The organism is Methylocystis suflitae (genome assembly GCF_024448135.1).
GTDB lineage: Bacteria > Pseudomonadota > Alphaproteobacteria > Rhizobiales > Beijerinckiaceae > Methylocystis > Methylocystis suflitae.
In genome coordinates this window covers 1-7,154 of sequence record NZ_JAMRYX010000163.1, presented here as the reverse complement: position 1 = coordinate 7,154, position 7,154 = coordinate 1, and the positions used below count along the sequence as shown (strand labels likewise).

The following is a 7,154-nucleotide window of genomic DNA, read 5'->3' as shown; positions in this document are numbered from 1 at the left end:
CTCCGTCAGCAGTTTCGCTTTCGATTTGCCAAAGCCCATCGCGCGGCCTGCGCCGCCCTGCATCTGCCGCGAAAGGAAAATCCAGACCGCGAGGAATGCGACGAGCGGCAACGCGTTGAGAAGGAGCGTCACCAAGAAGCTGCCGCCTTCATTATTCGGCTTGGCGCTGATTGAAACATTCTTCGCCTGAAGGCGCGGCACGAGATTGGCGTCGTCCGGCGCATAGGTCGTAAACGGCCGATTGTCGTTGAAGTGACCGACGATCTCGTTGCCCGCGATCGTCACGTCGTGGACGCGGCCCTGATCGATCTGCGTCAGCAGTTCGCTATATGAAATGTCGCGGATCGGCGTGCGCTGGCCGGGCTGCTGAAACAGCATGACAAGCGCAACCACGAGCAACCCGATGATTGCCCAGAGCGCGAGGTTTCTGAAGTGTGGGTTCATGTGGGAAGCCTGTCGGGAGCCGCTCGGTCGGGCTTATCCCCCGAAGCGCTCCGCTCATGTGCTTAATTTAGGCGCACCTGGACGCGTTGCCAAGTCTCGGAAAAGCCCGTGATTCCAGGCGTTGTTGCGTAGGGACTTGGCCGTTTCGGACAAGTTCGTCCCCTACAATGCAAATTCGCTAAGTCGAGCTTGAGCGGCGAGGCGGCGCCGGACGCAGTCGAATCCGTCCGTCTTTCGCTTCGATCGAGACATCGGCAAGTGTCATTCGTACCGATCCGCGCGCAGTCAGCGCAGCGGCCACGCGCGCGCTGGCGCGCTCCAGGCGTTCGAGGCGAAGCACAGCCGCCGGCGCGATATGCAGGATCGCGCTTCCGAGCACGCGTTGGAGAATTTCCAGCGGCGCTTCACACAGCGTTGCGGCGTCGAGTTCGACGCATGACGCTTCGTCGCGACGCAGCGCGCGCGCCAGCATTTCGGCGGCGCAATGCGCCAGCGCGGCATCGGCGCGGGCCGCACGCGATCCAAGCCGCAGGAGCGCGTCTCGACCAAGTCCCTGTGCGGCGAGCATCGGCGCCAGCCTGCGCAGCCGCACGCGCGCGAAGCTTTCGTCTTCATTGGACGGGTCGCGAAAGAACGGTTGCCCGGCGCGGGCGCAGACCGCCTCCAACTCCTCTTTGCGAAAGTCGAGCAGCGGCCGCAGCAGCGGGATGTCTTCGTGGCATGCGATGCGGGCCATGCCTGCAAGTCCCGCGACTCCTGAGCCGCGGGTCAAACGAAACAGGATCGTTTCGGCCTGGTCTTCCGAATGGTGCGCAAGCGCGATCGCGGATGCGCCGATTCGCCGCGCGCAGTCGGTCAGCAGCGCGTATCGCGCGCGCCGCGCCCGCTCCTGGAGGCGCGTCGAGGGCTTTTCTTCCTCCCACGTCAATAAGTGATGGGCGTAGCCAAGAGCGCGCGCCCAGCGGCCGACCTCTTCGGCCTCCGCGTGCGCCTCTTTGCGCAAGCGATGATCGACCGTCGCGACGGCGATGTGATGCGACGCGCGCAAAGACCATTGCGCGCAAAGCAGCATCAAGGCGACGGAGTCGGGCCCGCCGGAAACCGCGAGCAGCAAGGAGGGGTAGGGCGCAAGGAGTTCGAGCGCGTTTTCACGACGTCTCTCGAGCGAGTCGTCGTCGATTGCGGCAAGGTCTTCCGCCTCCGTGCGCGGCATGCCTAGGCCGGAGGGGCGCCGACCGCCACGCGGACGGCTAGCATTGAATTTTTTTGCTTTCGCGTTGCGCCGCTTCGCGGATTCGCGTCGCCGCTTTCGGGAATTTGACGTTGATCTCGGAATAGGAGGCGCACGCCTGCTCCTTCGCGCCCATTGCGCTCAGCGATTGGCCAAGCCGCAACAGCGCTTCCGGCGCCTGCGCCGAGTCGCCGTATTTCGTCGAGATTTCCAAGTATCTTTCGGCGGCCTCGCGATGCCGTCCGCGCAAAAAGAAACTTTCGCCGAGGTTGAATGTCGCGGCGGCGGCGAGCTTGCTCTTGCCGTTCTTCGATAGAAACGTTGAGAGCGACTTCTCCGCTTCCTCGTATTTGCCGGCGCGCAATGCGCCTACCGCCTCATCATACTGTTCCTTGGGGCCAGCGACCGGCGGCGCGGCGGCGATCTCCGCGGGCGCCGGCTGGTCGCCGACGAGGCGGCCGTGGGCGATATCCAGCGGCTGCCCTGCTTCGCGCACGGGGGCGATCGTCACCGAACCCGTTGGTCGGGCGGCGATTTCAAGCGGCGCGGACGGAGTCGTCGTGCCGAGCGGCCGCGGCGCGCCCGGCGCGGTCGGCTGTGTCGCGGGATCAAAGGCGTCGCCGCGCTTGCCGGCGTTGGCGCTCGTCTCGGGCGCCGTCGACGCGACGGCTGGCGGCGCCGTCGGTCCACGCGGCGCAGCCTCCGAGTGCGGCTCGGGCTTTGCGGCGCGGAGCTGCTCTTCCAAAAGCTGCACCCTGTGCTGCAGCTCCTCGTTTTGTCCGGTCAATCGGCGTAGCTCGCGCTCCAGCCGATCGATCCGCATCGCCGCCGCCGCGTCCGACCCCGGTCCCGCCTCAGGGCCTTCATAAAGATCCGATGGCGGCACATTGTGGGTCTGAGCGTGGCGGAGGTCTCCCTCCGGCCGGGGATCGCCATAGACGTCGAACGCCTGGGCGGCGCCCGCCATCAACAAGGGCAGGGCGAAGATGAGGGCGTAGCGTGGGAACATGGTCGCGAAGGCCGAGACTTGCGCTAAAGACGCCGCTCAATTCGACGCGGCGTGACGACGCCTTACCATAGGCGCCCGTTCGGCTAAAATTAGGCGATGCGATCATTGAGTCTCGTTTGGGTTCAAAGAATGGCGATGGCCGCGTTTGTGGCGGCGGCTTGGCCGTCACGCGCCGAATCGCTTCCGCCGGCCCCGGAAACCGGCGAGTGCTCGCTCGAGGGCGCCGTTCCGGCGACCGTCGCCGCCGTGGATGAGGACTTCGAACTGCTGCTCGATGATGGCCGTCGCGCCGCTCTCGCGGGCCTCGACTTTCCGCCGCCGGAAATGGCGGAGCTGCGCGCCGCCATTCGCAACCATCTGTCCTCGTGGCTCGCCGGCCGAGACATATTCCTGGGCGCCTTTGCCTCGACATTGGACCGCTGGGGAAGGGCGCCGGCGAGAATTTACGCGAGCCCGGCCGAGGGAGGCGCTTCGGCGCCCCTCACGTCAGTGGCGGCCGCGCTGCTCTCGGCGGGCGAAGCGCGCTTTCGTCCGGATCCGATGGCTTCCGCCTGCGCCAAGGCGTATTTGGCCGCCGAGGCCCCGGCGCGCGATTCGGGCGTCGGGCTTTGGTCGCGGCCGGAGTTCCGTCCGATCGACGTCTCGGCGCCGGGCGCGGTGGATGATCTGAAGCGGCGCAAGGGAATGATTGTCGTCGTCGGCGCGATCCGCTCGGTCGGCGAGTCGCGGCGCGCCTTCTACCTTAATTTTGGCGACAAATGGCGCGATAGCTTCACCGTCGTGATTCTGCGGCGCAATTTGGCTATCTTCGGGCAAATCGAGCCCCGCTCGCTCGTAGGGCGGCGAGCGCGCGTACGAGGACTTATTGAGACCGGGGCTCGCATCGAAATCGCTTCGCCAGCCGAGATCGAATTCGTTGACAGCGTCTCCTCTCGTTAGGCGGACGGCGCTCGCCTTGCTGGCCGTCGTCAGCGGGGCGATCGGAGGCTGCGCGGAGCTCGAGCGGCAAGGACAGATCTTCACCGCCCCAGTGCCTCCGGCGCGGCCGGCTGGGCCGCGAACCGATAATCGCAGCACGGTTCAGCATAAGGAGCTCGTCGCCCAATTCGGCGGCGAATACGAGGCTCCGGGCGCAGAGCATTACCTTGATGGCATTCTCGCCAAGCTCGCGAGCGTCAGCGATACGCCCGGCCAGCCAACCTACAAGGTGACAATTCTCAATACGCCTGTCGTCAACGCCTTCGCGCTGCCCTCCGGCAATCTTTACGTCACGCGCGGACTGCTGGCGCTTGCCGGAGACGCTTCGGAGGCGGCGGCGGTGATGGCGCATGAAATCGCCCATGTCTCGCTGCGCCACAGCGCGCTCCGCGCCGAACGCGAGCGGGAGGCGGCGATCATCTCGCAAGCCGCGGCGGTGATTCAGAACCGCCAGAAAGGCGACGAGGTGCGTTCCAGTCAGCGGCTCTCCGTCGCGAGTTTCTCCCGTCAGCAGGAACTCGACGCCGACGCCGCCGGCGTCCGCGTCATCGCCCGCGCCGGCTTCGACCCGTATGGCGCTTCGCGCTTTCTGACGGCGCTGGGTCGGTCGACGGATTTGCGCGCGGCGCTCTATGGAAAGAAGAAGTCGCTCGACTTCGACATTAACTCGACGCATCCCTCCACCCCCGACCGCATCACAAAGGCGGTTGCTGCGGCGCGACAAATCGGAGCGCCGGGGATCGGCGTCGCCGATCGCGGCGGCTATCTCGAGGCGATCAAGGGCGTCGCATTCGGCGACGATCCCATGGAAGGCTACGTTCGCGACCGCAAATTCACCCATCCGCGACTGCGCTTCGCCTTCATCGCGCCTGAGGGCTTTCTTCTGGAAAATTCCAACGAAGCGGTGTTCGGGGTGCGCGAAGCCGACAATGAAGCCTTGCGGCTCGACAGCGTGCGCCTGCCGTCGGACGATAATCTCGAAGCCTATGTCGGCTCCGGTTGGGTCGACGGATTGCTTCCTTCCTCCGTGCGCAAGATGGACATCAACGGGCTTCCCGCCGTGATCGCCGTCGCTCGGGCGGGGGAGTGGAATTTCCGGCTGGCGGTGATCCGCTCGGGCGAGTTTCTCTACCGTCTGATTTTTGCAGCGCGCAAATTGAGCGACGAGGCCGACGCGCTCTTCATGGAATCGATCAGATCCTTCCGCCGGCTCGGCCCCGATGAAACCACTGATGCGCGGCCCTTGAGGATTGCGGTGGCTGTCGCCGCCTCTGGCGACACGATCGAAACGATGGCCGCACGGATGGTGGTTCCTAACCGGCCAGTCGAACATTTTATGCTTCTCAACGGGCTGTCCGCCGGCGACGCCCTCACCGCCGGCGAACATTACAAAATCGTAACGGAGTGAAGCCCGGTTTTTGCTCGCTTTGGGAACAACTGCCGCGCCTGACGGTTATCCAAAGCAAGGCAAATCTTGGCGCGCGGAAATCCCACCATTAGTGGCCGCGTATGGAGGGCGTCATGGCTTATATGCCTGGACTCGGGCGCGAATTGATTAAGGCTGCGGCTGAGGCGCCTTTTTTGGAACGCGACGAAGAAAAGCAGCTCGCCATCGCTTGGCGCGAGCGTGGCGACGCTACAGCGCTTCATAAGCTCGCCGCCGCACATATGCGCCTCGTCATCGCGCTTTCGGCGAAGTTCAGACATTACGGATTGCCGCTCTCGGACCTCGTCCAGGAAGGACACGTCGGCCTGTTAGAGGCGGCAGCGCGGTTCGCGCCGGAGCGAGACGTACGCTTCTCCACCTATGCGACATGGTGGATCAGAGCGTCGATCCAAGATTACGTGTTGCGCAACTGGTCGATCGTGCGGGGCGGAACAAGCTCGTCGCAGAAGGCGCTGTTCTTCAATTTGCGTCGCTTGCGTGCGCGGTTGGCGCGCGAAAATCACGGTAGGAGCCCAGTCGATACCTATCAGACGATCGCGAACGCGATCGGCGTTTCGCGGGCTGACGTGGAGATGATGGATTCGCGTCTGTCGGGTTCCGACGTGTCGCTGAACGCGCAGCTCGTCGACGACGATACATCCGGCTCCGCGCAGAGGATGGATTTTCTTGTCGACGAGAAGCCGCTCCCCGACGAGGTCGTCGAGGAGACGCTGGATTCGGATCGGCGCGCGCGCTGGCTCAAGGACGCGCTGACGATTCTCTCCGAACGCGAGTTGCGCATCGTGCGCGAGCGTCGGCTGGCGGAAAATCTGGTGACGCTTGAGACGCTGGGCGACCGCCTTGGCATTTCCAAGGAGCGGGTGCGGCAGATCGAAAGTCGCGCGCTGGTCAAGTTGAGGCGCGCGCTGTCGCGGATGCAGGAGACGGCGACCGCCGATGAGCCGGCAAGAGTGTAACGAAAAAACCCCGGAAGCGGCTTCCGGGGTTTTTGTTGCTCTGATTAGGCGGCTCGGTCCACGTCAGCCTCATCGCCGCCGTCGTCGCCCGCGTCCCCCTCGGCCTTCGGTCCGCGGCGGGGGCCCTTCAGCAGAAAGGATTCGATCAGCTTCAGCGATTCCGAATCGATGAGCTTGCGCACGGCGGCGACTTCACGCGCCATGCGATCCAAGGCGGCCTCGTAAAGCTGGCGCTCGGAATATGACTGCTCGGGCTGGGTGTCGGACCGGTAGAGGTCGCGAACCACCTCGGCGATGGTGATGAGATCGCCCGAGTTGATTTTCGCCTCATATTCTTGAGCGCGGCGCGACCACATCGTGCGCTTGACGCGTGCGCGGCCGCTCAGTGTCTGCAGCGCCCTGTCAACGACGCCCGTATCGGCGAGCTTGCGCATTCCGACGCTGATGACTTTGCTCGTGGGCACTTTGAGGGTCATCTTGTCCTTGATGAAGCTCACGACAAAGAGCTCCAGGCTGAAGCCCGCGACTTCTTGCGTCTCGACGCCGACGATCTGCCCGACGCCATGCGCGGGGTAGACGATGTGCTCGTGGAGCTTGAAGGCGGGCTTGGCCGACGGCGCGGCGGGTTTCGGCCTGGCTGGAATAGCCGGTCGCGCGACGCCGCCGGGCGCCGCCGAGGTCTCCTGAGAAGTCGCCAGGGGCGGGGAGGCGACCGTCGCTTCAACGGGTTTCGGCCCCGCCTCCACTGCGGGACGCGGCTTTGCCGCTACAGGCGCGCTCGGCGTCGCCGGCTTCTGCTGCTCGACGGGTTTGGCCGCCGGCTGCTTGGCCGCTGCGGCCGGCGTCGTCGCCTGGGCGGGCTTCGGCGCCGCGGCTTTGCTCGAAACGACGGGCTTCGCCGCCGGAGTCCGAGCGCTGGCGCTCACCTTTTCCGCCGTCGTTTTAGCCGCCTTCGCAGCCACCGCGCGCTTCGTCACGCCGCTCTTGCCTGCGACCGCGGCCTTGGTCGGCTTCGCCGCCCTCTTGGCGGCCGAGCTGGCGGCCGAGGCGCGGGCGACGCTGCGAGAACTCGCCGCCGCCGTCCGACGC

7 protein-coding genes are annotated in these 7,154 nt (G+C 65.4%); 3 read left to right on the top strand and 4 right to left on the bottom strand.

Going from position 1 to position 7,154, the window contains the following annotated elements:
• The 3 genes from NEI07_RS12280 to ybgF form a co-directional block, all read right to left on the bottom strand.
• Positions 1–444, bottom strand: a 444-nt coding sequence (locus NEI07_RS12280; RefSeq protein ID WP_256034895.1) for an ATP-dependent metallopeptidase FtsH/Yme1/Tma family protein, incomplete at its 3' end; no start/stop codon positions are given.
• Between the two features lie 178 nt (positions 445–622).
• Entirely contained in the window at positions 623–1,657 is a 1,035-nt protein-coding gene (gene tilS, locus NEI07_RS12275) for a tRNA lysidine(34) synthetase TilS (RefSeq protein WP_256034894.1), read from the bottom strand.
• 37 nt (positions 1,658–1,694) lie between these two features.
• Positions 1,695–2,684, bottom strand: a complete 990-nt coding sequence (gene ybgF, locus NEI07_RS12270) for a tol-pal system protein YbgF (protein ID WP_256034892.1) — start codon at positions 2,682–2,684, stop codon at positions 1,695–1,697.
• Positions 2,685–2,819: 135 nt separating this feature from the next.
• Here ybgF and NEI07_RS12265 point away from each other — a divergent pair, with 135 nt between their 5' ends.
• The 3 genes from NEI07_RS12265 (at position 2,820) to NEI07_RS12255 (ending at position 6,065) form a co-directional block, all read left to right on the top strand.
• Positions 2,820–3,623: a thermonuclease family protein gene (locus NEI07_RS12265; RefSeq protein WP_256034891.1), complete on the top strand. Its 804-nt coding sequence runs from the start codon at positions 2,820–2,822 to the stop codon at positions 3,621–3,623.
• Positions 3,624–3,639: 16 nt separating this feature from the next.
• Complete coding sequence (locus NEI07_RS12260; RefSeq protein ID WP_256034890.1) at positions 3,640–5,070, top strand: M48 family metalloprotease; 1,431 nt, start codon at positions 3,640–3,642, stop codon at positions 5,068–5,070.
• Positions 5,071–5,183: 113 nt separating this feature from the next.
• Positions 5,184–6,065: an RNA polymerase factor sigma-32 gene (locus tag NEI07_RS12255; RefSeq protein ID WP_256034889.1), complete on the top strand. Its 882-nt coding sequence runs from the start codon at positions 5,184–5,186 to the stop codon at positions 6,063–6,065.
• 44 nt (positions 6,066–6,109) lie between these two features.
• On the opposite strand, the gene NEI07_RS12250 is transcribed toward NEI07_RS12255, so the two are convergent.
• A partial coding sequence (locus NEI07_RS12250) for a CarD family transcriptional regulator (RefSeq protein WP_305123716.1) occupies positions 6,110–7,154 on the bottom strand: 1,045 nt, incomplete at its 5' end.